We start from the raw sequence: 23,005 nt of genomic DNA on the forward strand, positions 1-23,005 counted from the left end.
GCAAGGGCGTTTACATTCGAGCTTTCACCTCCTGGGTCACCCCTTAAGGGGGTGTCGAGTATCACTACGCGGGCAAACAACCAATTCCCGCGACCGGACTTTCACCGGCTAGACAAGCAACCGTATAGGCTGCATACGAAGAGCACGAAGTTCGGAATCATAGATATTCGAATCCTTCGTGGCCTTCGTGTTCTTCGTGGTGAAAGTGTTTCGTCGAATCGTGCGGCCAGCCGCTGGACGACTTCCGGGACTCAACAATTCAGCTACTTCAGTATCTGCTCGGCGAATTTGGCCGATGGAAGCCGGACCTTCATGTACTTGTCTTCGAGATGGTTTCTGACCTTGTGGTATTCTTCCAGCGTCAGAACATCTTTCGCCGCCTGAACCCCGTGCTCCTGGAGCCATCTGGTGTCCACGTCGAGGCGGCGGGTCGTTTGATGCATAACCTTCACGTATAGCTCCTGGCCTTCTTTCGACAGCAGCCAGTTGACGAAGAGCTTCGCCGCGTTCGGATGGGGCGGGCCTTTGACGATACCGATCACGCCCGAGCCGTTGCTCGAGGGCGCTCCTTCTTTGAGCGGTGGAAGCTCCTTGATCGGCAGGTTGGCGGTGATGAAGCCTTCGAGCGTATAAAAGCTGACTCCGAGCGCGACGGCAAGTTTGCCTTTCGCCAGGGCGTCGCCTAGCTGGCGCTGGTCCCTGCTGACAAAAAGATCCTGTTGCACGAGCTTCTTAAGCCAGCCCTCCCCTTTAATGTCCCAAAAAAAAGACCAGACCGATTGGCCTGAGCCCGGAGTCCTCGGATCGAGAAAGCCGATCTTGCCCTTCCACTTGGGATTCAGCAAGTCGTCCAGCGAGCGAATTTCCCCCGGCTTGACCACGTCGGTGTTGTGCCAATAGCCGCCGGTGCCGGCGTCCGCGATGAAAGAGTAGAGGAAGCGGTTCGTCTTGAGATTATCTTCCCAAATGTGTCCTCCCCACCAGTTCTTCGCTTCCCTTACTTCGGGCAGGATCAGATTCGGCATCAGCGGCTCGACGATGCCTTCCTCGGCGAGCGCCTCGAAGGTGCCCGAGCCGCCGATGAAGACGTCGAAATATTTCACTCCCGCTTTGGCCTCGGCGGCGATCCGGCTGGCGTTTTGCGGGCCTCGCGCCACGGAAAGATCCATATCGATGCCGAACTTCGGTTTGAAGACCGCTTCCAATTCCTTTCGGAGTTCCGCTCGCGCGGGAATCCCCGCGACCATCTTTCCCTCTTTTTTGGCTTCCTGCAGCGTCTTTTCCCAGTCCTTCCTCCAGTCGGTCTGCGCGAGCGCCGCGCCGGTCAACGCGAAGAGAAATATCGCCGCGAGAGCCGCCCGAGTGAAACCGCGCGCGATTCGGATCGAAGACAGCATGTCATTCCTCCTTGGTAAGCGGACCTATTTCAGGATTTGCTCGGCAAATTTTCCCGCCGGCTCCCGGACCTTGAGATATTTGTCTTCCAAATGGTTTCGCACTCGATTGTATTCCGCCATAGTCAAGGAATCCTTGGCCGCCTGGCTGCCGTGCTCCAGGAGCCATTTGGTATCGACGTCGAGGCGGCGCGTCGACGCTTTCATCACCTTGCCGTAAAAGTCCTGCCCGTCGCGGCTGAGGAGCCAGTTGAGAAAAAGCCGGGCACCGTTGGGGTGGGGCGGGTTCTTGACGATACCGACGACGCCGAAGCCGTTGCTCGCGGGCAACCCCTCGGCCGGCGTCGGCACCTGCCGGACCGGCAAGCCGGATTTCAAAAAGGGCTCCAGTTGAGAATAGCCGACGCCGATGCCGACGGCGAGTTTGCTCTTCGCGAGAGCGTCGGCAATCTGGCGCAGTTCGCGGCTAACAAATAGATTCTGCTGCACAAGTCTCCTCAGATAGTCCTCTCCTTTTGTCTCCCAGAGAAAAGACCACAACGATTGCCCCGAGCCGGGAACGCGGGGATCGCTGAGTCCGATCTTGCCTTTCCATTTTGCATTCAGCAGGTCGTCGAACGAGCGCAGCTCCTCAGGTTTCGCCAAATCCGTGTTGTACCAGAACCCTCCCGTCCCGACCTCGGCTATGAAGGAATACAGAAAGCGGTTCGTCTTGACGTTGTCCTCCCATATATGGCCGCCCCACCAGTTCTTCGGGTCTTTCACCTCGGGAAGAACCATGTAGGGCTCCAGCGGCTCCAGCATCCCGTCGTGCACGAGCGGAATGGCCGTGCCCGTGCCGACAACCAGGGCATCGAAGTAACTTGCGCCGGCCTTCTGTTCCGACGCGATCCGGCTCGCGTTTCTCGGGCCCGGCGCCGGCGTGAGCTCCAGCTCGATCGCGAACTTGGTCCGGAACACCGTCTCCAATTGCTGCCGCAGTTCCGGGACGGGAGGAATCGCGACGACGATCTTTCCCTCCTTCTTCGCCGCCGCGACGGTTTTTTCAAAGTCGGGGGTTGCGGCGTGAACGGACTGGATGAGTAACAGTGACGCTACCACTACGAGTGACCGAATCATCCTTCCGCCCTCATCCTTCATCCCTGTTTTTTACGTCCAGCCTCGCGTCCACTTTTCCTTTTTCTTTATTTTATCCGCATAGTAGTTCCACTCGGCCGAGTGGGACATCCCGGTTCTGGGTTGGGCGAAGAGCTTGTCCTTGCTGGCGCTGAGCTCGTTGTAGAATTCTTCCGTCGGTCCGGCGAAGCCGAGCAGATGGGCGACGGCTTGAATCTTCGCCGTCCGCTCCATGTAGAGCGCGGCCATGGACGCCTCGTCGATCGTTTTCCCGACCGTGACGATACCGTGCCCCTTGATCAAGACCGCCGAAGCTTTATCTAGCGCGCGCGCCAGGTCCGCGCCCTCGGCTTCGTCGAGAATATAGATGGGCCGGGGATAGATCGGCACGCCGCTTTCGAAGCGATACGATTGCATGTGCACGCACGCCACCGTTTTGTCCGCCAGGCTCAGCGCCACGCACATCGGCGCATGCGAGTGAACGATTGCGTTCACGTCCGGGCGCGCCTTGAAGATCTCCGTGTAGATCGTCGATTCGCGCGGGATCGTGCCCACGCCCGAGAGCTTGTTGAGCGAATAGTCGAAGCGCACGAGCCAGTCCTTCGTTCCCGCTTCTTCGGGCCGGCGGAACATTTGCACGGCGATGCCGTCCTTTTCCGGCAGGCGGACGCCGACGTGCCCCCAGATATCGCCGATCTCCCACTCCAAAATCTCGGCCGCGATCTTAAGCTCTTTCTCGGCGAGCTTGCCGGCGGATTTTCCTTTGGCCGTGCCCCGTTGTCTGCTCTTTTGCATTTTTCCCTCGTGACTACTTTTTCTTGGCCCCGGCCGCCGCGTCGCTCGCGAGCTTTACGGCGTCGTTCTCGCCGTCGATGTCCGCCGACCGGCTGATCATCAGATACTTGGCCTTCGCGTCCCGTCTGTGGGTCGGCGGAATGACGTCCTTCGAAATGTCCTCCCGGAGCGATTCGCGGATGTTCCCTTCGTTCGCCAGGTGCTGCTGCACGGCCGTCTGCCCCTCCCGGGAAAGGAGCCAGTTGACGAGGAGCTTCGCCGCGTTCGGATGCGGCGCGCGGTTGACGAGGCTCACCGTGCCGTTGAACGGCGACACCGCGGCGCCCTCTTGAAAATGACTCGGCGGAAATTCCTTGATCGGCAGGCCCTGGCCCGCCGCCTGCGCGGTCTCGGAGCTCCCCACGAAGATACCTATGGAAAATTTCCCCGTCGCCAGCCAGTCGAGCATCTGGGTAAAATCCCGCGCCAGCGTAATCTCCGTTTCGCCGAAAAGCCGGGCGATAAACTTCGGCCCGAGCGCCGGCGAGAAATAGAAAAAGCGGATGCCGCGGCTCACCGCGCCGCTCACCTTCGGGTCCATCGCGACGATTTTTGCGCGCCATTTGGGCTGGAGAAGATCCCAGTAGGATTTGATCTCTTCCGGCTTCACGAGCCTGGTGTTGTAGGCGAGATCGCCGCTTTGCACCGTCGCCTCGTAGATGAAGATGTACTTGTTCTCCTGGTCGACGTAATGATGCTTGCCTTGCCACCATTTGCTCTCGTCGAGCACTTCCGGGAGAACTAAGGCCGGTCCGATGGGGTCGAGGGCCTGATTTTTGTAGTACATGCGGTAAGGAGTCCCCGGGCCGGTAAGAACCACATCCGCCAGGTATTTTCCCGCCCGCCGCTCGGTAATCAGCTTGGGACCGACGACCGGCGCCCGGCCGCCGACGAAGCTCAGCTTGATCTCCGGATACTTCTTCTGAAACGCGTTTTGTAAGAAGGGCTCGAACGTGTCGCTGCCGTAAACTGAGATCTGCCCTTCTTTCTTTGCCGCCTCCACGGTCTTTTCCCACTCTGCTTTCCAGGTAGGCGAAGGTTCGGCCGAGAAAAGATAAGCTGGCGGCTCAAGCACGATCAACGCGAGCGCAAGGGCTACAACAGGGCCGGTCCTCAAGGAGCGGCGAGGGTTTATTGAGCGGCCGGCCATCTAAGATACAGCCTTTTGCTTGGGTCTGTATCCGGCGGGATTTTCTTTGTCGGCCGTCTCCGTCAGATAGTCGAACTGCTTGCGCCAGTGAACGTCCGCGGACATGAGCTCCGCGAAGCAATCGACGTGGGGGAAGCGGTTCTGCTTCTGCTCGCGGACCATATGCGGCGGTTCTTTTCCTTCTTGCACGGTTTTGACGGCTCCGAGCAAATATTTTCTCAGCGCGATCACCGCCTTGTCGCTGACGCCGAGATGCTCTCTGCTGCGATCATAAATCGGCCCCATGCTTTCGGTCGCCACGCCGTCGTGGTTGAGAAAGTCTTCGATGCCGGTGTAATTCACTTTTTTCTGCATGTCCCGATCTTGCAGATAGTGGTTGCGCGCGTTGCGGATGCGCGTGTAATCCGGATTGATCTGTTTCCGCCGATGCACTTCGTCTTCGGTCACGGGACGGTTTCTGCGAAACCCCATGTCGTAGCGCCAGCAGAGCGTATCGTTAAACGGCGCGTACATATGGATCTCGTAGCCGTCGAGCTCTCCCGGAGGGCGTCCCGCAGGGACGCAGCCGAAAACCGGCATGACAAAACTAGATAGCCTCACGTACTGCTGGCCCGGTCCGGCGTTTCGAGTCGCGACGAGCCGGACACCGAAGTCGGTTTCCTCGGTTTCGTAGACCGGCGACGGGTCCAGCCGCCAAATAGCCCGTTCCGGTCCAGGTGTGAACGTCTGATGCAGCAGTGATAAATGAGACGAATCACATTCGCCTTCGAGCCCCTGGAGATAATTGCATTCGAGAAGGGCCTTGGTGACGTAGGTCTGATTCAAGGGAACCTGAACCCACTCGTAGTCGGGAAACAGCGGCATTTTGTCGCGCGGGCCAAGATAGGCGTAAATAACGCCCGCCGCCTCGCGCGTCGGATAGGCGGTCGTACGGACCTTGGTCTTAAAGTCGCTGTCCGGCGGCTCGGCGGGAGTGTCCAGCACGTTGCCGTCCACGTCGTACTTCCAGCCGTGATAGATGCAGCGGAGCCCGCACTCCTCGTTGCGCCCGTAAAAGAGAGAAGTCCCGCGGTGGGCGCAGTGCTCGTCGAGCAGGCCGATGCGGCCTTTGCTGTCGCGAAACGCGACCAGCTTTTCGCCGAGGAGCCTCACCTGCACCGGGGGGCTGTCGGGCGCGGGGATTTCCTCGGACAAGAGCGCGGGAATCCAGTACCGGCGCATCACCCCGCCCATCGGCGTGCCCGGACCGGTGCGCGTCAGCAGCTCGTTCTGCTCTCTAGGAAGCATCGTGATCTCTCCTTGTGGAAGTCAGTGTGGGTAGCGGATGCAATTTCACGTCTCGAGAGTGGCCGCGGCGAAGATATCTTTATAAGGAAGCTCGGAGCGAATCATGCCTTGCTCATGGTTATCTCTGACGAGGGCGTCGATGGTGCTTTTATTTGCCTGGATGCCGTATTTCCACGGGTCGCCCCATTTTTCAAATTGCTCCTTCAGCCGCTCGCGCAGATACACGACGGAGAATCCTCCCCGCTCGCTCAAGATGTCGTCGTACGCCGTCTTTTTCGCCTGCTCGAAAGCCGCGTAAAATTTCCCGGCAAGATCGGGATGCTCCCGGTCGAGCTTTTTGCTCATCACGATGAGGTGCACGGGCGTGAAGATGCCGGTGTCGCGGTAGAGCTTGGCATCTTCTTTCAAGTAGTCGGGAAAGAGGCGCTTCACCTGGGGGCTCTTCTCCAGAACGTCGAGCAGCTTGCCGTCGGAGATGTCGGTCACCATCGCGTCCACCTCGCCGTCGAGCAGCCGGTCGGCGGCGTTTTTCTGCCCGTCGACGTAATCGATCCTCGTCGCCTGGTCGTAGTTCGGAAAAACTTCCTTGACCTGCGCCACCCATCTCATCTTGGAGACATCGACCCCGTGCCTGTGCTTCAAGAGACCGCGCACCCAAACGCTGATCGCCGTGCGATACTGGCGCGTGCCGATGGATTTGCCTTCTAAGTCCTTGGGCGCGTCTATTCCACGATCGGCGCGGCAAAAAACATAGGGATAGACCGGCTTTCGCTTCGAGAAAACCGGCAGACCGATCAGTTGCCAGCCGGCGTCGATCGCCGGAAGAAAATAGCCCAGATTCAAGTCGCAGAGGCCGAAATCGCCTTCCCGGAGCTGGGGATTGTCGGCAAAGATCATCGACGAGTTCTTCACGGGCTTGAGCTTGACGCCGTCGATCTTCACTCTGCCCTCGAAGAAAGGCATCGTGATGTCATAGCGCATCTCGGGAAACGCGATTTCCAGTTCGGTCGACACGCTTTGTCCTTGCGAGCCCCTCAATAACCTTCCAGGTTCTCCTTGTCAAGTTAACCGTTCGAGCCCCCGCCGCGCGCGCCGATTGACTGCCGGGAAAAATTTTCCCCCGACCGCTCTTGGGTACGTATCTGTGGCCCAACCTTGTCGCGCCCAAACAATTTTGTGCGCTCTTCGATCGGCGATGACGCTTCCGTTCGGCCCGAACGGAAAAAATTTGCTGGAAATTGGCCGCTTTCTTATCATTGGCCCGCTTTGGGACGCCATGGCATGGTCTGTGCACTTCCGGCGAGTCTCATGCAGATTCATGTATCGCCGATTACAAGGAGGGAAAATAACCATGGATGAAATACTGACCGCGACCGAAGCCGCCTCGCTGCTCAAAGTCCACAAACGAACCGTCTACCGGCTCGCCGATCAAGGCGTCATTCCCGGGAACAGAATCGGTCATCGCTGGCGCTTCAACCGGACCAACATTCTGGCGCTGGTTTCCAAAACCGAAGGCGCCGGCTCGATCGATCCCGGCGCCGCGCGCGCCAACGGCCACGCCCTTTCGGACTAGCGCGGGCCGCGGCAACCCGGACATCATCCCGGCATGATGCCTATCGAAGGCGCTCCAGCCGTCGGATCGTCCGCGGACGTTTCGTCGAGCTGGGAAGGGCTCGATCTCCCTAAAAAAGCGACGCTTATTCGCGTGCGCTGGCCTTTCACGATCCTCTGCTCCTGCTTGCTGCTCTATTCCGAAAACGGCTTGCTGAGCCTGGTTGCGCTCTACGGTTTCGTCCTTCTTTATTTGCTCTCCAATTGCGTGCTCTACTTCCTGGACGAGCGGCTATTCGACTCGTTCTATTTTTTTACTCCGCTGGTCGCTTTCGACACGCTGTTTCTTACCGCCTCTCTCGCCGTCAACGGCAAGGCGGGCGCGGACTTCTACGTCGTCTGTTTCGCGACGATTTTCCTCTGCTGCATCTGCCGCGACATGCGCGGCCTGATCGGCGTGGCGGTCTTGTCGCCGCTGCTCTACGGATATTTCCTGTTGCGCTCCGTGAATACGGCAGATCCGACCCTCTACCTCCGGGTCCTCTTCCCATTCGTCATCGCGCTCTTTTACGGCTACTTTGCCCAAGTCGAGCGCCTGCAGGCGAGATTAAAAAGGCAGACCGAGCTGGCCGCTCGCACCGCTCGATTCTCAGCGGAGGCCGAGACGCAAGCGGCCGAAACGGCCCGGTTGCAGGGGGAGCTGCAGCTAACCAGGCACTTGCTGGAAAGATCGAGCCGCGTCAAGGAAGAATTCTTAGGCGTCATGTCGCACGAGCTGCGCACGCCGCTCAACGTGGTCATGGGCTACGCCCGGCTGCTAAACGAGCGCGTCCTGGGCGACATGAATCCGATGCAGGCCGAGGCGGTGGTGAAAATCATGAGCCGCGCGAGAGACCAGCTCACCATGATCGCCGACATCCTGGAGATCGCCAGCATCGAGTCCGGAGATCGCTTGACCTCCGGCTACGAAGTCAGCCTGTCGGCCCTGCTCGACGATCTCAAGACGCATTACGAGGTTCCCGAGCGCAAGGAAGTCGTCATCGTGTGGGATTATCCCGCCGATTTGCCGATTGTAAAAACCGACGCCGAAAAGCTGAAACACGCGCTCCAGAACCTCATCAACAACGCTCTCAAATTCACTCATAGCGGCACTGTGGCGATATCGGTCCGGGCGAGGGAGTCGGGCATTGGGAATCAGGAGTCGGGAATCAACCCCGACTCTCAGTCCCTGATCCCCAATTGCCGCTCCCAAAGTCCTAACTCCAGTTTTATTGAGTTCACCGTATCCGATACCGGCATCGGTATACCCGAAGAGCATCTGCCGCACATTTTTGACAGCTTCCATCAGATAGACAGCTCCGACACTCGGCGCTATGGCGGCGTCGGTATGGGACTTTACGTGGTTAAAAAATTGGCCGAAATCCTCGGCGCCCGCCTGCAAGTGAGGAGCGCGCCCGGGCGCGGTTCAACGTTTACAGTGAGGCTTCCTTATTAAAATTAAAAACCGGCGGATGTTGAGCTGAGTAAAGTCAGTGGGCGGAGGGGATGTTCATTTTGGTTTTCAGCCAGCGCTCCAGCACGCTCCGCTTAAAACGCCACTGATTGCCGATCTTAAAGGCGGGGATTTTTTTCTGAGTGACCAGTCGGTAAATGGTGTACTGATCCACCCTGAGATACTGGGCGACCTCTTTCGTGGTCATGAACTTTTCCTGGCTCATCGAAGCGCCGCCCTCCCCTTCGGGCATGCTAAAATCGACCCCCGTAGAAAATAGCAGCCTTCCTACAATGAACGGAGATAGCTGTCAAGGACGAAAAAAACCGCGTGTGATTTGATTTCAGGTCGACCAAAAAATACCCAATGCTAGGTGCAAGTTTTTCGTGATGCGAGTTCGTGGCGCTCCAACGCCTGTTTCCCGAGCTTTGGCGCTTGTCCCCCCTTCTAAATAGCCCGGCCACGGATTTTTCCGAGCCCGAGTACGTTCAAATGCCGGCCAGGAACCGGCCGGAATTGAGAACGTCTTGGGGGTCAAATTGCCGTTTAATATCGCGCATTAAGCCCAGGCTTGCCGGCGCCGGCCCCCAGACATCGATACCCTGCTTCAGATCGGCGGGGGCGGCGGCGATCACCGCGTGGCCTTTTCGGCTCCCCGCCAGCGCGGCGAGCTTGGCAAACCATTTCATGCCGCCTGCATCGCCTTTCATCGACGCATAGATGGTTCCGGTCGCCGCATGAGCGACGTAGCAACCTTCCTTTTCGGCATCGCCCGAAAGACCGGCCAATATCTCCGGCACCGACCCGGTGGGAACCGTCAGCCGATAAAGAACGCCGGTGTCATCGGCGCCAAAATCTCGAATCTCTTCCCACAGGAGCTGATGCGATTCGGCGCGTAGGGCTTGCCCCATGACCCCGGCGCGGCCCGCTAGGGCTTCCAGATCATGGAGGTGCCGGGCGACGGCTTCCTCGAACCCTTCGACCCATACAGCGACAGCCGGCGTTTGAAAATCGAGACCAGGAGTATCGACGCCGCCGGGGCTCAGGATCGTTACCGCCGCCGGAAGCAGCGGCGAGCGAGAAAGTTTTGCGGCAAATTGCGCGCAGCGATCCAGCGGTCCGGACGCGACGAACGAGGCTGCGGTCTCGGGGAGCGGCGCCATTCGGAAGGTCGCTTCCGTGATAATGCCGAGCGTCCCCAGCGAGCCGATAAAAAGTTTGCCGAGGTCGTAGCCGGCGACGTTTTTCACGACCTTGCCGCCGGTCTTGATCCGCTCGCCGGTCGCCAGGACCATCTTCATGCCGACGACGAGATCGCGCACGCCGCCGTACATCATCCGGCGCGGCCCGTTGACGTTCGCCGCGACGATCCCGCCGACGGTCGCGCGCGCCGGGCGGGGCGGATCGAGAGGTAAAAACTGCCGCCGCTGTCCCAGAATCTCCTGGAACGACGCGAGCCTCATTCCGGCTTGAAAGGTCGCGGTCAAATTCGCGTCGTCGTGCTCGATCAGCTTGTCGAGTCTCTCCAGCCTGATCACGACATCCACCCGGCGCGGAATATTTCCCAGTCTCATCGATGTCCCTCCGCCCCATGGGACGACGGCGGCGCCGGCCTCGGCTGAGATGCGAAGGATCGAGCTCAATTGCTCAGGCTCCGAAGGAAAACAAACGAGGGCGGGAGTTTTGCCGTCCACGCCGTGAGCCGCCAGGGACGCTGGAGCGTCTTCCACGGCGCCGGCGGTGAGCTCGCCGGTCAATTTGGCGCGTAACGCGTCGGCCGAAATCTTCATCGCGAGGAAGAGTTTTTATCCGTCGCGTAAGCGCGCTCGAGTAGATCCATCAGGTGGAACACTTGGACGGGCGGACCGTAGCGCTTGGTCCCATAGCGTAATTGGAGCATGCAGCCGGGGTTCGGCGCGACGACCGCCGCGGCGCCGGTCTCTGCGATCGATGCCATTTTCTCTCTGAGCAACTCCTGGGACATCTCGGGCTGCGTGAGGTTATAAATGCCCGCGCTGCCGCAGCAGCGATCCGAGCCGTTCATCTCAATGACTCTCAGACCGGGAATCGACTTTAGCAGCGCGCGCGGTTGGGCTGTTACCTTTTGACCGTGCGCGAGGTGGCAAGGGTCTTGATAAGCAACGGTCAACTCAACCCGGCCGCGAGGCGCTATCGCCCCGAGCGCGACGAGAAATTCGCCGGCGTCTTTCACGAGCCGGCTGAACTCCTCGGCTTTTTCCGCATAATCCGGATCGTCGCCGAGCAGGTGGCCGTACTCTTTCATCGCCGCGCCGCAGCCGGCGGCGTTGACGACGACGGCGTCCAGTTTCGCGTCGAGAAACGCGTCGATATTCTGCCGCGCCATCTTCTTCGCCGTCGTGGTCTCGCCGTTGTGGACGTTGAGCGCGCCGCAGCAGATCTGACTTTTCGGCAACACAACTTCGCAGCCGTTCCGCCTGAGCACGTTGAGAGTCGCTTCGTTGATATCGGCAAAGAGGACGCTCATCACACAACCGCTCAGCATGCCGACGCGCGCCCGCATCTCGCCGATCGCCGGGAACAGTTCGGCGCGCGGCGTGAAGAACTTACCCGGCACCACCGGCAGCATTGCGTTCATCTCCCGCAACCTTGCCGGCAGAAACTTTTGCACCACGCGATCCAGACGGCTTTGCTGGTAAAGCCTGAGAAGCCGGGCGAGCAGCCTAAGCCGAGCCGGAGAGGGGAGCAGCGATTTGAAGGCGAAGTTTGCCGCGGCGCGTGCCAACGTCGAGCCGGAAGGACCGAGCTCGGCGCGCGCGGCTTCCGCGATGCGGCCGTATTTCACTCCGGAAGGACAGGCCGTCTCGCAGGCCCGGCACATGAGACAGAGATTCAGATGATCGGCGAATCTTTCGTTCAGCTCGATGCGGCCTTCGGCGGCGGCGCGGACCAAGTGAATTCGGCCGCGCGGAGATTCCGACTCGATGTGCAGCGCTCGGTAAGTCGGACACGCGTTGAGACAAAGCCCGCAATGAACGCACTGGTACAACTCGGGGATGTCGAGCGTTACGTTCGGCGTTGAAATGAGACTGTCAGCCGTCGGTGTCACGCAGTCTCATCTTTCTCTTTTTTCCGGTCCGACTCATGCCTCTCGCCGGAAGCCTGCCCTGAGCAAAGCCTGCCCTGAGTCTCATCGAAGGGTCGAAGGGCCTCGTGCCTTTTTAGATCCATAGTCCCGCCGGAATCTTTCCGGGCTTGATGCCGACCTCGCCGCAACTCGCCGGCGACGGGAACAGTTTCGCCGGATTGAAGCGGCCGTCCGGATCGAACGCCTGCCTGACGCGGGTCATCGCCGCCAGATCTTCCGCGTTGAACAGCAGTCCGATGTACGCCTTCTTCTCCAGGCCGATGCCGTGCTCGCCGGTGATGCTGCCGCCGACTTCGATGCAGGCTTTGAGAATCTCAGCGCCCGCCTCGATGACCCGATCCAACTCGCCGGGCTTGCGCAGATCGAAAAGAATATTGGGATGCAAATTCCCGTCGCCGGCGTGGAAGACGTTGGCGATCAAGAGCTCGTAGCGCGCCGCAATGTCCGCTATCCGCGCCATGATCTCCGGCAGCCGCCCCCGCGGCACGACGCCGTCCTGGACGTAATAGTTGGGCGCGAGCAGACCCAGAGCGCCGAACGCGCCTTTGCGCCCCTTCCATAGAAGCTGGCGATCGGCTTCGTCTTTGGCGAGCCGGACATCGCGCGCGCCGTTCTGCTTGCAGATCGATTTGACGAGCGCCATGGCGCGCTCGGCGTGCTCGTCGACGCCCTCAATCTCGACCAGCAGGACCGCCGCGGCGTCCGTCGGATAGCCGCAAGGCGCGCCTTTTTCCACCGCGTTGATCGTGAGCCGATCCATCATTTCGAGCGCAGCGGGAATGATTCCCGCGGCGGTGATATCGACGACGGTCCGCGTCGCGCGCGCCGGTTGGTCGAAAATCGCCAGCAGCGTGCGCACCGCTTCGCGCGTGCGCATGAGACGCACCGCCGCCTTGGTGACGATACCCATGGTCCCTTCGGAGCCGACAAAAACACCGCAGAGATCGTAGCCCGGTGTGTCGGGCACCCTGCCGCCGAGCCAAACGACCTCGCCGTCGTCAAGGACGACCTCGACGCCGAGCACGTGATTCGTGGTGACGCCGTAGGCGAGCGTGTGCGGGCCGCCGGAGTTGTTCGCTATGTTGCCGCCGACCGAGCAGGCCGCCTGGCTGCTCGGATCGGGCGCGTAGAAAAAGCCCTCCTTAGAAATCGCTTTGGTGATGTCCAAATTGATCACGCCGGGCTCGACGATCGCAAGAAGATTTTCAAGGTCGATCTCGAGAATCCGATTGAGACGGGCGAGAGAGAGAACGACCCCTCCCTCGGCGGGCACCGCGCCGCCCGCGAGCCCGGTGCCGGAGCCGCGCGGGACTATCGGAACGCCGGCTTTTCGCGCGGCGCGAACGACCTCGGAAACCTGCTCGACGTTTGCCGGCAGCACGACGATCTCCGGCATGACCTGGAAGATCGAACCGTCCTGCTCGTAGACAACGACATCTTCCTTTTCGATGAGCATGTAACGATCGCCCACGATTCCACGCAACTCCTGGATGAGAGCGTCGCGGCTCATTTTTTAAAATTCTCCCGGTTCAATGCCATCATTGGGTCCCAAGGGCGGCGAGACGCCCCTTGGCGTCGGCCAGTATGGGGATATCCGGATCTGCACCCTTCCAAAAGTGAAGAAAGCGCTCATAAGCTTCGGCGGCGGCACGGAAGTCGTTTTTCTCCTCGTACAGCAAGCCGAGACGGTAGTGAAACTGGATCATGTAGGGCGAGGAGCACCTCTCGGACTCCAGCGCCTTACGATAATATGCGATCGCATTGTCCTTATCCCCCACGAAAGCATAGGTCTCGGCAAGAGCCCCCATGTAGACGCGGTGGTATCTCCTGCGTGCAACAGACATGGCCTTTTCCAGAAAGGCAATAGCCTTCTCAGGATCTCCCCGGGCGCGGTCGAGCATTGCAACTAAAAATAAGTAGTCGGCATTCTCCTCCTGAGGTTTGCTGCTCGACGCGAGCAGCTCGTTGGCGACCTGCTCACCTTCCTCAAACCGTTTCATGCCGGCATAGGTCAGGCCGAGCCCTACCTTCGCGTCGATATTGGAGGGATCGATCGCGAGGGCGCGCTGGTATGCTTGCAGGGCCTGCTCATGGTTACCCCTCGAATGATGCAGATCCCCGAGGTAAATCCAGGTCCAATCGAAGTCCGGAAGGAGCTCGGAAGTTCGTTGTAGCTGAGCGATCGCCGCGCGATACCGACCCGACTTTTCGTAAGTGGCCGCCAGTTGAATGGCAGCCCTTGGGTGGAAGGGATCGAGACGCAAGGCTGTTTGATATTCGGCGATGGCTTCATCGAGTTGATCACGGTGATAGTAAACATCCGCGAGGCTGTCATGGCCATGGGCGTGACTAGGATTCAAAAGGAGGGCTCGTCTCATGGCGCCCTCCTCCTTATCCCAATCCTCCTTCATTTCGTAAACGTAACCAAGGGCAAAATGAGCCTCCGACAGGCGTTGGTCGATACCCAATGCTTTGAGCGCTGCTTCCTCGGCTTTGCCGAGCCAAATGGGGCTCTCGTCCCAGCCTCTAATGATGAGAAGCCCATAGCAGACGGAAAGGCCGGCGTAAGCCAGGGCATAATTCGGGTCCAGCTCCAGGGCTTTAAGATACATCTCGATGGCACCTCGGTGTCCTTCTCTTGTGTACTGATAGAAAAGATGCCTGCCGCGCGAATAGTAATCGTAGGCCTCGATGCTCCGAGTGGGAACGGCCGAGAGCTGGGCCTTCTCCGCCTCTGTGAGGTTGATCCTGAGAGCCTGTGCAATGCTCTCGGAGACCTCGTCTTGGATCGTGAAGAGGTCATCTAAGTTGCGATCATACGCTTCCGACCAGAGGTGAAAGCCGTCCACGGCGTTGATGAGCTGGGCCGTGATGCGGAGGCGAGTGCCGAGCTTGCGCACGCTGCCCTCAAGAACGGACCCGACTCCTAACTCCCGCCCTACATCCCGCGGGTCAATACCCTTTCCTTTGTAGCGGAAAACAGTGCTGCGGGAGGCGACTTTGAACTCCCGGATTTTGGAGAGACGAGTTAGGATCTCCTCGGTCATCCCGTCGCTAAAGTATTCATTCTCCGGGTCGGAACTCATGTTCTGGAACGGGAGGACGGCGACTGCTGCTCTTAAACCGGTTGGGGCTTCCGGACTCCTGGACTCAACCTCCCCCTCGCTGGGCACTAGATCGTAGATTCTGACCGGTTCCTTGATGTTGCGGAGCTGTCTCTCTCCAAGATCTCGGAACGAGAGCCCTTTCTGATTGCGGACCTGTTGGTAGATCTCGCCGGAGACGTAAACTCCTCCAGGAGGGGCGAGAAGCTGGATGCGGCTCGCGACATTGACTCCGCTGCCGAAGAGGCGCTCCTCTTCTTGCAAAAGGTCTCCGAGATGGACGCCGATCCGGAGCAGGAGCGGCTGGCGGCCTCCCTCGCGCTGGTTGCGGGCAGCGAGCTCTTTCTGGATGGCGACCGCGGCGCGGATGGCCTCTACGGCGCTGGCGAAGGCCGCAAAGAGACCGTCGCCGATGTTGTCGACGATTTCTCCCGAATGCTCTTTGATGGTCTTGTCGGCGATCTGCCGATATTCCCCGAGGAGCTGTAGAGCGTCAGCTTCGCTCTCCTCCATGAGCCGGCTATAACCAACCATGTCGCAGAACACTATGGCTGCGAGGCGCCTCTGAGTCTCGGGAGTTTTTTCAGACAATTTTTACGCCGCCGATCTTGCTCGCTCTTCTCTAGGGGCTGCACCACTCCTGGCTTTGGAGCAATGATGCGGATCCTCGCGGCATCGCGAGCATAGCGGATGCTACAGCGCGCAGGAAGCGCCCGTCAAGCAGATTTACAGGGTGTCAAATAAGTGATTGACGCAATTCCGTAAAGTAATATATAAGGTCTCACACGCCAAACCCGTCCCTATAACAAAGGAGGAGGACCATGCCTGATCAAAATCCAATCCAAGGACAAGAGGCGAAGAAAGTTTCGCGCCGGAGTATGCTCAAGGCGGCTGTCGTCGCGGGAGGCGCGGCGGCGCTCGGCTTCCCCATGATCGCCAGGGGGCAAACCGGGCCGATCTCGATGCGCTGGCAGAGCACCTGGCCGCAAAAGGACATCTTCCACGAGTATGCCCTCGACTTCGCCAAGAAGGTCAACGACATGACCGGCGGCGACTTGAAAATCGAAGTCCTGCCCGCCGGCGCGGTGGTGCCCGCCTTCCAGCTTCTCGACGCGGTGTCGAAAGGCACGCTCGACGGCGGGCACGGCGTGCTCGTCTACCACTACGGCAAGAGCAACGCGCTCGCCCTCTGGGGTTCGAGTCCCGCTTACGGAATGGACGCCAACATGCTGCTTGCCTGGCACAAGTACGGCGGCGGCAAGGAGCTGCTCAACAAGCTCTACGCCTCCATCGGCGCCAACGTCGTCTCCTTCCCGTACGGCCCGATGCCGACGCAGCCGCTCGGCTGGTACAAGAAGGTGGTCACGAAACCGGATGACTTCAAAGGCCTCAAGTTCCGCACCGTCGGCATCTCGATCGACCTGTTCCAGGGCATGGGGGCGGCGGTGAACGCGCTCCCCGGCGGCGAGATCGTGCCCGCGATGGACCGCGGCCTGATCGAGGCGGCGGAGTTCAACAACGCCTCTTCCGACCGCATCCTTGGCTTCCCCGATGTCTCCAAGATCTGCATGCTCCAGAGCTACCACCAAAACGCGGAGCAGTTCGAGATCACGTTCAACAAAACCAAGTTCGACGCGCTGCCGGACAAGATAAAGGCGATCATTGCATACGCGGTCGAGGCTGCCTCCCAAGACATGTCGTGGAAGGCGATCGACCGTTACTCGAAGGACTACATCGAGATGCAGACCAAAGATAAAGTCAGGTTCTACAAGACGCCGGACTCGGTCCTGCAGAAGCAGCTCGATATCTTCGACCAGGTCGTGGCGAAGAAATCGACCGACGTCCCCATGTTCAAGGAGATCGCCGAGTCACAGAGAAATTTCGCCGAACGTGCGGTGAAGTGGGACCTGGATACCAACGTCAGCCGCCGCATGGCCTATAACCACTACTTCGCAAAGAAGGCTGCCAAACCCGCTGCCCCGACGGCTAAGCCGGCTGCTCCGGCGGCGAAACCCGAGGCGCCGGCTGCAAAGCCCGAGGCCCCGGCCGCCAAGAAGGGCTAGCCGCCTGTGATCTAATCCCAGCCAGCACGCCAGCCATCAGCCTAAGGCTGATGGCTGGCGTCTTTTATCCGGCAATGAACGCCAAAGGAGTCATCCACACGATCGACGAGATCAGCTACTGGTCGGGCAAGGCCTCCGCATGGCTGATTGTAACGCTGACCTTTGTGGTCTCCGTCGAGGTCTTCAAGCGCTACATCCTGAACGCGCCGACCGCCTGGATCTTCGACTTCAACAATATGCTCTACGGCACGCTCTTCATGATGTGCGGCGCTTATACGCTGGCGCTCGGCGGCCACGTGCGCGCCGACTTCGTCTACATCTACCTGAAACCGCGCGGCCAGGCGGCGCTCGATCTGGCGCTGTACCTCTTGTTCTTCATCCCGGGCATCCTGGGCCTCATCTACGCCGGGTACGGCTACGCCGCCGACTCCTGGCGCATCGCGGAGCACTCGACCATAACCTCCGAGGGGCCGCCCGTTTACCACTTCAAATCAGTCATCCCGATCGCCGGCGCCCTGGTGATGCTCCAGGGACTGGGCGAGATCGTGCGCTGCATCGAGTGCCTACGCACCGGCGCGTGGCCGGCGCGGCTGGAAGACGTCGAAGAGATCGACGTAATCGATACCCAACTCTCGCACAGCGAATACGTCGACGAAGAGTCGCGCCGCGCCGCGATGGAGACGGCGCATGCGATCGACGAGGCCGCGCGCCACCGCAGCGTCATGGAGGAAGGCGTGATCCACGAGAGAGCGATCAAGGAGGACGAGCAGAAAAAGTCATGAGCGATCCGGCACTCGGCTTGACCATGCTTGGGCTCATCGTGATCGCGATCATGATGGGCTTTCCGACCGCCTTCACGCTCATGGGGCTGGGAATGATCTTCGGCTACCTCGCGTTCTGGGTCCCGGGCGGGCACTGGTACGACAACCGCATTTTCGACTTGATCGTGCAGCGGGCATACGGGGTCATGACCAACGACACATTGTTGTCGGTGCCGCTGTTCGTCTTCATGGGCTACATCATGGAGCGGGCTGCGCTGGTGGACCGCATGTTTCATAGCGTGCAGCTTGCATTTCGCCGCGTGCCCGCTTCGCTTGCGGTCACCACGCTTCTGGTTTGCGCCTTCTGGGGCATCGCCTCCGGCATCGTCGGCGCCGTCGTCGTCCTCATGGGCGTCATCGCGATGCGGCCGATGTTGAATGCGGGCTATGACGTCCGGCTCGCTTCCGGCGCGATCACGGCGGGCGGCACGCTCGGCATTCTTATTCCGCCTTCGGTCATGCTGATCGTCTATGCGGCGGTGGCCGGGCAGTCGATCGTGAAGCTTTATGCCGCAGCGATGTTCCCCGGCTTTTTTCTCACGTTCCTGTATCTAATCTATATCCTCGGCTGGGCAATGATCGATCCCAAGATCGCTCCCAAGCTGCCGCCGGACCAGTATCGCATTGCGGCCCCGGAGTGGCTCAAGCGGCTCGAACGCGGCCGGTCGCGTCGCGTATTCGGCGGCTTGCTTGCCGCGTTCGTCCGGCCCGGACTATTGAGAGGCGCGACAACACCGGACGGCCGCCCGGTCGGCTACGGTCTTATTGTCACTAACGTGCTCGCCCTCATGGTGCCCTTAGCGCTCACCGTGGGCACGTTCGCCGCAACCTGGTGGTACGTCGTGATCTATAACGCGCCGGCGGCGCAAAGCGTGGCTCTCTCGGAGCCGAAGGCTACGGGTATCACGACGCCGCCAACGGTGGCGCCCGCTCCAGCCGGCTCGGAGACGCCGCAAGATGCTTCGACGAGCTCAGCACAGGGCCTGGGTTCGGGGGAGGAAAAACCGCAGGAACTCGGCGAGGCGGAAACGATCGTGGCGAAGCCCGAGGGGACGCCGCGAGCAGAAGGCGCGCCGCCTGAAGAGATGACGTCCCTCGGAGAATCGAGGGCTCAATCGGGCGGAAGCAAAGTCCCGGCGCATTTCTACCAGTGGTTTTGGGGACTGGCCGCATTCTCCGCGCTTTTACTCGGGACCTACTATTGGCGCATGGACGGCGAGCAGTTCGAGATCTTGAAGGAGCTCACCGCCTCGGTCGTGCCGCTCGGCGTGCTTACCGTGGTCGTGCTCGCGGTCATCCTGTTCGGCATCTGCACCGCAACCGAGTCGGCGGCGGTCGGAGCTCTCGGCGCGCTCTATCTCGCAGTGATGGCCAAGTACCAGCGTCAGGTCTGGTGGTGGAGTTTAGTCGGAGCGATCATAGGCGTGGGGCTCGGATGGTGGGAGGGCGAGGACTTCGCTTCGCTGATCGTATCGGGTTCCCTGGGCGGAACCTTTTTGGGCACTGTCGTGCCCGGCCTGATAAACCTCAGAACCTCGCCGGAGCTTCGCGTAAACATGAAACAAGCTACGTTTCTCACGGCGAAGACCACCGCCATGGTCTGCTGGCTGTTTATCGGCTCGGCGCTTTTTTCCTCCGTGTTCGCGCTGCACGGCGGCCAGGGTCTGATCGAACGCTGGGTGCTCAGCATGAATCTCTCGCCGCTCGGCTTTCAGTTCGTGGCGCAGTTGATTATTTTCCTGCTTGGCTGGCCGCTCGAATGGACCGAGATCATCGTGATCTTCTGTCCGATCTTCATCCCGTTGCTCGGCCATTTTCAAATCGACCCGATCCTCTTCGGCACGATGGTCGCGGTGAATCTCCAAGCGGCGTTCCTGTCGCCGCCGGTGGCGATGTCGGCGTTCTACTTGAAGGGCGTCGCGCCGAAGCATGTCACGCTCAATCAAATCTTCGCCGGCATGATGCCGTACATGATCATCGTCTGCATCTGCCTCGTCTTCATGTACATCTGGCCGGGGATGACCCTCTGGCTCCCTGAATTCTTATATGGAGGGTAGCGCAGGCCCAACTCACGTCGCCATACTGCGTTCTCGGTCGTCGCCAATCCTCACGTACTTAACTACGTACGCTCCGGTTGGCTCCTCCCTGCGGCCTTGTCTGGCTCGCGATTTGGACCTGCGCGATACCACTGATCAGACATAGAAGAAGCAGAGGCATGGAACTCAAGAATCTACACTCGCTCTCGGCGTCAGAGGCGGCGCGGTTGATACGCGACGGCATCATTACCTCGGAGCAGCTCGTCGCGGCGTGTCTCGCGCACGTGCGCGAAGTGGACGAACAGGTGCAGGCCTGGACGTTTCTCGATCCGGACTACGCGCTCGCGCAAGCGCGCGCGGCGGATGAATTGCGCCTCTCCGGGCAGCCGATCGGGCCGTTGCACGGCGTGCCCGTCGGCGTCAAAGATATTTTCGACACCGCCGACATGCCAACCGAGAACGGCTCGGTGTTGCACGCGGGCCGCACGCCGTCGCGCGACGCCACAGTCGTCTCGCTGCTGCGCGCGGCGGGCGCGGTGATTATGGGCAAGACCGTGACGACGGAGTTCGCTTATTTCGCGCCGGGAAAGACGCGCAACCCGCACAACCCCGAGCACACGCCGGGCGGTTCTTCCAGCGGCTCGGCCGCGGCGGTCGCCACCGAGATGGTTCCGCTCGCGTTCGGCAGCCAGACGAACGGCTCGACGATTCGCCCTGCGGCGTTTTGCGGCGTCGTCGGCTTCAAGCCGACCTACGGAATGATTTCGCGCCACGGCGTGCTCATGCTCTCGCGAACGCTGGATCAGGTCGGCCTTTTCGCGCGGACGATTGAAGACATTGCCCTGCTCGCGGCAGAGATCACCGGCTACGACGAGCGCGATCCCGACACCCGCCCGCGAGCGCGCACGCCGTTCGTCGCAGTCGCGGCGGAAGAGCCGCCGCTGCCGCCGATGTTCGCGTTCGTGAAGACACCCTACTGGGAGCGCGCCGATCAAGAAACGAAGGAAGGATTCGCCGAGCTGACCGAGACTCTCGGCGACCGCGTCGAGGAGATCGAATTGTTTCCGTCGGCAGCCGAGGCGTGGGAGTGGCATCGCATCATCATGGAAGCCGAGATGGCGGTGAATCTGGAGCGGGAATACGAAAAAGGACGGGACCGCTTGTCGGAACCCCTGCGGGCGCTGATCGAGCGCGGCAAAGAAGTCCGCGCGGTTGACTATCAGCGCGCGCTCACCCGGATCGCGCCGATTCACGAAAGTTTCGTCGAGCTTTTCGAGCAGCGTTACGACGCGATCCTCACGCCCGCCGCTCCCGGTCCCGCGCCGAAAGGTCTCGCTTCGACCGGCGATCCTTCGTTCTGCACGCTCTGGACGCTCTGCGGCATGCCGGCTATAAGCCTCCCGCTCTTGGAAGCAGCAAACGGTTTGCCGATCGGAGTCCAGCTCGTCGGCCCGCGAAACGGCGACGCACGACTCTTGCGCACCTCCCGCTGGCTCGCCGCCCGTGTCGCCTCGCCGGACCGATAAGCGTCGCATCCCGCCCTTCGGGGGCTGGGTTCGCGCTTTGACATTCTCTATATTTAGCGCGAGACTTGCTCCGAGGTCCGCGCGCGGACTGCTAGTTTCTTCTCCCATCCGGGCCTCCGGCATTGTCATCGCCGTGGCGGTTCCAGCTTCTTATATTTTCGCCTTTTTAAGTTAATCTTCTTTGGATCGCGGCTCCCAACAGCAGGGAGCGCATCAAAACGCCGGTTGTTATCGGAGCGGCAAAGGAGGTCTTCGATGAAAACAGACCGCTTCAAAATCTCATCTGTCGCGGCTGTTCTTTTCGCCGTTGTCTTTTTGTCTTACGCACCGGCTCTGCCGCAGATGCCGTATTATCAGGGTAAGACCATTACCATCGTTCACGGTCGCGATCCCGGCGGCACCGGCGATCTCAGGGTGAGAGCCATGCTTCCCTTCCTGCAGAAATATATTCCGGGGAATCCGACCATTGTTAACGAGTATATGCCCGGCGGCGGCAGCCGGAAGGCCGCAAATCACGTCTACAGATCAGTCCGCCCTGACGGGCTTATTATCGGAAACCTCGGCCTCGGCATGGTTTCTTTCGCTCTCCTTGGAGAAGCGGGCGTATTATACGATCTCGACAAGTTTTTCTATCTGGGTTCACCCTTCAGCAGCCATCACGCGATCTTCGTAACCCGCAAGGAGGCAGGTCTGAGCAGCCTGGAAAAACTCCGAGCTGCCGCAGGAATCAGGATCGGGGGTCAATCCGTGGGTTTCTCGGGGTACATCGAAGGCCGTCTGTTTGCCTACATTCTGGGTCTAAAAGAGCCGAAGTTCGTTACCGGCTACGGAGGAGCCGAGCTGGACCCGGCGTTGATGCGCGGCGAGATCGACGCGCGAGCGAACAGCGCTGACACTGTTCTCCAGCGGAACCCGCAGTGGCTCGAAAAAGGTCTGGTGGACTTTCACGCGATCATTGAAGTTCCCAAAGGGGATAAGCATCCAAGTTTTCCTCATGTTCCAGAGCTGGAGAGCTTCGCCAAATCGGAAAAAGATCGCAAGCTGATGACGATGCAGCGCGCCTTCAGGGTTACCGGCCAGCCGTTCGTCCTTCCTCCGGGAACGCCCAAGGATCTGGTCGAGATTCTCCAGGAGGCGTTTCGCAAGACCTACAAGGATTCGGAGTTTCACAAAGAATACAAAAAAATTACCGGCGACGATGCCACGCCGCTTATGCCGGAAGCGCATGAGAAGACCGTCAGAGAGATTCCCCGTGATCCTGAAGTCGCCGAGATATACAAAAAGATCATGGGTGCTGACCCGCTTCCGTCCCGCTGAGAGGCGGCGGTATGCGTCCAGCAGCAAAGGGACAGGTACCCGGGGTCTAGCCTAACTTCCACAGTTGCTGCGGTTTGAAAAAAGTTTCCTGCTGAAGAGCGCCGCTTCAGGCGCCGCAAGTCGTTGTAAAATCGAGAGCTGTCTTTCAGTGGCGCGGCAATTTGGAGTAAAACCCGCATGTAGTGCC

The 23,005-nt window shown here is 60.0% G+C and carries 18 protein-coding genes and 1 pseudogene; 8 read left to right on the forward strand and 11 right to left on the reverse strand.

Going from position 1 to position 23,005, the window contains the following annotated elements; translation table 11 throughout:
* Positions 1-263 precede the first annotated feature (263 nt).
* From VGL70_02215 to VGL70_02240, 6 genes are all read right to left on the reverse strand, one after another.
* A complete protein-coding gene (locus VGL70_02215) occupies positions 264-1,397 on the reverse strand; it encodes an extracellular solute-binding protein (protein HEY3302332.1) in 1,134 nt (377 codons plus the stop codon).
* Between the two features lie 24 nt (positions 1,398-1,421).
* The gene (locus VGL70_02220) at positions 1,422-2,513 is read right to left on the reverse strand and encodes an extracellular solute-binding protein (protein HEY3302333.1); all 1,092 of its coding nucleotides are present in this window, start codon (positions 2,511-2,513) and stop codon (positions 1,422-1,424) included.
* A gap of 30 nt (positions 2,514-2,543) precedes the next feature.
* Complete coding sequence (locus VGL70_02225) at positions 2,544-3,305, reverse strand: class II aldolase/adducin family protein (protein ID HEY3302334.1); 762 nt, start codon at positions 3,303-3,305, stop codon at positions 2,544-2,546.
* A gap of 13 nt (positions 3,306-3,318) precedes the next feature.
* Positions 3,319-4,347, reverse strand: a complete 1,029-nt coding sequence (locus tag VGL70_02230; protein ID HEY3302335.1) for an extracellular solute-binding protein — start codon at positions 4,345-4,347, stop codon at positions 3,319-3,321.
* Between the two features lie 147 nt (positions 4,348-4,494).
* Positions 4,495-5,781, reverse strand: a complete 1,287-nt coding sequence (locus VGL70_02235; GenBank protein HEY3302336.1) for a Rieske 2Fe-2S domain-containing protein — start codon at positions 5,779-5,781, stop codon at positions 4,495-4,497.
* 45 nt (positions 5,782-5,826) lie between these two features.
* Positions 5,827-6,795 (reverse strand): hypothetical protein, encoded by a 969-nt coding sequence (locus VGL70_02240; protein HEY3302337.1) that lies wholly within the window; start codon positions 6,793-6,795, stop codon positions 5,827-5,829.
* A 337-nt stretch (positions 6,796-7,132) separates the two neighbouring features.
* Between VGL70_02240 and VGL70_02245 the strand changes: the two genes are divergently transcribed.
* Entirely contained in the window at positions 7,133-7,354 is a 222-nt protein-coding gene (locus tag VGL70_02245; protein ID HEY3302338.1) for a helix-turn-helix domain-containing protein, read from the forward strand.
* Between the two features lie 33 nt (positions 7,355-7,387).
* The gene (locus tag VGL70_02250; GenBank protein HEY3302339.1) at positions 7,388-8,827 is read left to right on the forward strand and encodes a HAMP domain-containing sensor histidine kinase; all 1,440 of its coding nucleotides are present in this window, start codon (positions 7,388-7,390) and stop codon (positions 8,825-8,827) included.
* 34 nt (positions 8,828-8,861) lie between these two features.
* Here VGL70_02250 and VGL70_02255 read toward each other — a convergent pair whose 3' ends face one another.
* The 5 genes from VGL70_02255 to VGL70_02275 all read right to left on the reverse strand — a co-directional run bounded on the left by VGL70_02255 (position 8,862) and on the right by VGL70_02275 (position 14,998).
* Positions 8,862-9,077 (reverse strand): helix-turn-helix domain-containing protein, encoded by a 216-nt coding sequence (locus tag VGL70_02255; protein ID HEY3302340.1) that lies wholly within the window; start codon positions 9,075-9,077, stop codon positions 8,862-8,864.
* Between the two features lie 235 nt (positions 9,078-9,312).
* Positions 9,313-10,614 (reverse strand): FAD-binding oxidoreductase, encoded by a 1,302-nt coding sequence (locus tag VGL70_02260; GenBank protein ID HEY3302341.1) that lies wholly within the window; start codon positions 10,612-10,614, stop codon positions 9,313-9,315.
* On the reverse strand, positions 10,611-11,912 hold the full coding sequence (locus tag VGL70_02265; GenBank protein ID HEY3302342.1) for a heterodisulfide reductase-related iron-sulfur binding cluster: 1,302 nt from the start codon (positions 11,910-11,912) through the stop codon (positions 10,611-10,613). The genes VGL70_02260 and VGL70_02265 overlap by 4 nt, the downstream gene beginning before the upstream one ends.
* A 112-nt stretch (positions 11,913-12,024) precedes the next feature.
* On the reverse strand, positions 12,025-13,461 hold the full coding sequence (locus VGL70_02270; protein HEY3302343.1) for an FAD-linked oxidase C-terminal domain-containing protein: 1,437 nt from the start codon (positions 13,459-13,461) through the stop codon (positions 12,025-12,027).
* A gap of 28 nt (positions 13,462-13,489) precedes the next feature.
* The gene (locus tag VGL70_02275; protein ID HEY3302344.1) at positions 13,490-14,998 is read right to left on the reverse strand and encodes a tetratricopeptide repeat protein; all 1,509 of its coding nucleotides are present in this window, start codon (positions 14,996-14,998) and stop codon (positions 13,490-13,492) included.
* A gap of 216 nt (positions 14,999-15,214) precedes the next feature.
* Here VGL70_02275 and VGL70_02280 point away from each other — a divergent pair, with 216 nt between their 5' ends.
* The 6 genes and pseudogenes from VGL70_02280 to VGL70_02305 all read left to right on the forward strand — a co-directional run bounded on the left by VGL70_02280 (position 15,215) and on the right by VGL70_02305 (position 22,818).
* Positions 15,215-15,544 (forward strand): hypothetical protein, encoded by a 330-nt coding sequence (locus tag VGL70_02280; GenBank protein HEY3302345.1) that lies wholly within the window; start codon positions 15,215-15,217, stop codon positions 15,542-15,544.
* Positions 15,545-15,876: 332 nt separating this feature from the next.
* Positions 15,877-17,007, forward strand: a pseudogene (locus tag VGL70_02285) (C4-dicarboxylate ABC transporter).
* Between the two features lie 185 nt (positions 17,008-17,192).
* Positions 17,193-17,900, forward strand: a complete 708-nt coding sequence (locus VGL70_02290) for a TRAP transporter small permease subunit (protein ID HEY3302346.1) — start codon at positions 17,193-17,195, stop codon at positions 17,898-17,900.
* Complete coding sequence (locus tag VGL70_02295) at positions 17,897-19,996, forward strand: TRAP transporter large permease subunit (protein ID HEY3302347.1); 2,100 nt, start codon at positions 17,897-17,899, stop codon at positions 19,994-19,996. The genes VGL70_02290 and VGL70_02295 overlap by 4 nt, the downstream gene beginning before the upstream one ends.
* A gap of 158 nt (positions 19,997-20,154) precedes the next feature.
* Positions 20,155-21,501 (forward strand): amidase, encoded by a 1,347-nt coding sequence (locus tag VGL70_02300; protein HEY3302348.1) that lies wholly within the window; start codon positions 20,155-20,157, stop codon positions 21,499-21,501.
* 255 nt (positions 21,502-21,756) lie between these two features.
* Positions 21,757-22,818 (forward strand): hypothetical protein, encoded by a 1,062-nt coding sequence (locus VGL70_02305; protein ID HEY3302349.1) that lies wholly within the window; start codon positions 21,757-21,759, stop codon positions 22,816-22,818.
* The last annotated feature ends 187 nt before the right edge of the window (positions 22,819-23,005 follow it).

It is taken from the genome of Candidatus Binatia bacterium (genome assembly GCA_036504975.1).
GTDB lineage: Bacteria > Desulfobacterota > Binatia > UBA9968 > UBA9968 > JAJPJQ01.

What these genes read in the sequence shown, in the direction of transcription:
- VGL70_02255 (HEY3302340.1), bottom strand. Translation starts at nt 9,077, where the DNA reads ATGCCCGAAGGGGAGGGCGGCGCTTCGATGAGCCAGGAAAAGTTCATG.
- VGL70_02235 (HEY3302336.1), bottom strand. Translation starts at nt 5,781, where the DNA reads ATGCTTCCTAGAGAGCAGAACGAGCTGCTGACGCGCACCGGTCCGGGC.
- VGL70_02250 (HEY3302339.1), top strand. Translation starts at nt 7,388, where the DNA reads ATGATGCCTATCGAAGGCGCTCCAGCCGTCGGATCGTCCGCGGACGTT.
- VGL70_02220 (HEY3302333.1), bottom strand. Translation starts at nt 2,513, where the DNA reads ATGATTCGGTCACTCGTAGTGGTAGCGTCACTGTTACTCATCCAGTCC.
- VGL70_02305 (HEY3302349.1), top strand. Translation starts at nt 21,757, where the DNA reads ATGAAAACAGACCGCTTCAAAATCTCATCTGTCGCGGCTGTTCTTTTC.
- VGL70_02275 (HEY3302344.1), bottom strand. Translation starts at nt 14,998, where the DNA reads ATGACCGAGGAGATCCTAACTCGTCTCTCCAAAATCCGGGAGTTCAAA.
- VGL70_02295 (HEY3302347.1), top strand. Translation starts at nt 17,897, where the DNA reads ATGAGCGATCCGGCACTCGGCTTGACCATGCTTGGGCTCATCGTGATC.
- VGL70_02245 (HEY3302338.1), top strand. Translation starts at nt 7,133, where the DNA reads ATGGATGAAATACTGACCGCGACCGAAGCCGCCTCGCTGCTCAAAGTC.
- VGL70_02260 (HEY3302341.1), bottom strand. Translation starts at nt 10,614, where the DNA reads ATGAAGATTTCGGCCGACGCGTTACGCGCCAAATTGACCGGCGAGCTC.
- VGL70_02290 (HEY3302346.1), top strand. Translation starts at nt 17,193, where the DNA reads ATGAACGCCAAAGGAGTCATCCACACGATCGACGAGATCAGCTACTGG.
- VGL70_02225 (HEY3302334.1), bottom strand. Translation starts at nt 3,305, where the DNA reads ATGCAAAAGAGCAGACAACGGGGCACGGCCAAAGGAAAATCCGCCGGC.
- VGL70_02215 (HEY3302332.1), bottom strand. Translation starts at nt 1,397, where the DNA reads ATGCTGTCTTCGATCCGAATCGCGCGCGGTTTCACTCGGGCGGCTCTC.
- VGL70_02300 (HEY3302348.1), top strand. Translation starts at nt 20,155, where the DNA reads ATGGAACTCAAGAATCTACACTCGCTCTCGGCGTCAGAGGCGGCGCGG.
- VGL70_02270 (HEY3302343.1), bottom strand. Translation starts at nt 13,461, where the DNA reads ATGAGCCGCGACGCTCTCATCCAGGAGTTGCGTGGAATCGTGGGCGAT.